At 50.5% G+C, this 1,372-nt stretch carries 1 protein-coding gene; it reads left to right on the top strand.

Features of this window, described 5'->3' with window-relative positions; all coding sequences use genetic code 11:
• Positions 1-400: 400 nt before the first annotated feature.
• Positions 401-1,372 (top strand): WD40 repeat domain-containing protein (locus tag GZ78_RS18915; RefSeq protein ID WP_161787432.1); only part of this gene is annotated, 972 nt, incomplete at its 3' end.

Below are 1,372 nucleotides of genomic sequence, written 5' to 3'. Positions count from 1 at the left end.
CACAACGATTGTGGTTATTTACCTGAAACTCATCAAGCCAAAGCGAGTTGTTGAAAAAGCCTGAATCCATTTGCAACGGTCAGCAAATATAAGGGACACCTAATACAGGACAGCAATGGCTTTGGGGGTTATTTATCTGTAGTCGTTTATACCAGACTGACTGATTTAAGTCTCATGCGCCAAACGCTTGCTGAAATCTTTTGGTGAAAGTGTTCACTGTTCCTGAAAAAAGTGATATTCCCACGGAGGTGGGACTCCACCACGAACAGTGCCTTCCCATGGATTTATCACCGCATTTGAAGCATGACCCTGCCTTGTGAACTTGAACTACAATCACCATCCCTGTTTACAAAAATTCCATGGGTAAACTTCCATAGGTGAACTTCCATAGGTGAATATTGTGCTGAAAAGAAATCGAGCATTAACCATGATAAGCAAACTGGCCGGGCTGATGCTGGGCGTTCTGGCCAGCATCAGCCACGGGATAACCGAAGGCAGTGGCGCGCCAGAAAGGCTGGGGTTTATTCCCGGCCCGGCGATAAAGTTCAACCCCACTGAATTGATGGAGCTGGATGAAGAAGGCAGAACCTATGGGTCGCCAGTTTGGGTAACAGCGCTCCGCTTTAAACCGGACGGTTCTGAGTTGGTAATGACAGGGACTACAGTGCTTGGCACTCCACAAGCGTTTGTTCAGCGTTTCAATACCAGTGCGCTCACTCCTGCCCAGAAAAACATTCATCGGCTTAGACATCAACATTTGGCGCTAGATGTGTTACGGCAGGCAAGTATCTGTTCAGGGGGGGGCTGTATAGCAACTGGTAGACGAGATTATTTATACTCCTTTCTGGCCTCAACCGATGAGGGCGATTTAATCGAGCAATACCTTTTAAATTTTGCAGACTCAACAAATATTCGCGCTCACACCTACATTCTGGATGCTACCTGGTTGGCATACGGTCGCGAAGGCCAGCTATCACTGATAAACCCGGCGAACAAAACGGTCGGCTTCCCCTTGCCGGGAGCATTCCCCAGTGATGTGAATACACTGGACAGCCAAGGGCCGTGGCTGGCTTCGGGTGACCGGTCTGGCGAGATCCGGGTGCATAACCTCACCCACCTCAGTGACATCAGCTACGTTAATATGACGGCGCACAGTGGTATCGTGCTGGATCTCAGCTTCAGCCCCGATGCCGCCCGGCTGCTTTCTGGTGGTAACGATAATCGGGCACGCCTCTGGCACAGGGAGGCTGAGGGGCATTTTACTCTGGTTCAAAACATGACATTTGATGCGGACGCCCGCGTTGTCTTGTACCACCCCGGTGGTGAACATTATGTGGTGGCCGAAGGCCCCAGGGTTCACCTGTATGAGGCG

Source organism: Endozoicomonas numazuensis, from assembly GCF_000722635.1.
GTDB lineage: Bacteria > Pseudomonadota > Gammaproteobacteria > Pseudomonadales > Endozoicomonadaceae > Endozoicomonas_A > Endozoicomonas_A numazuensis.
Note: the sequence above shows the minus strand (reverse complement) of the source record. Positions and strands in the feature narration are given on the sequence as shown.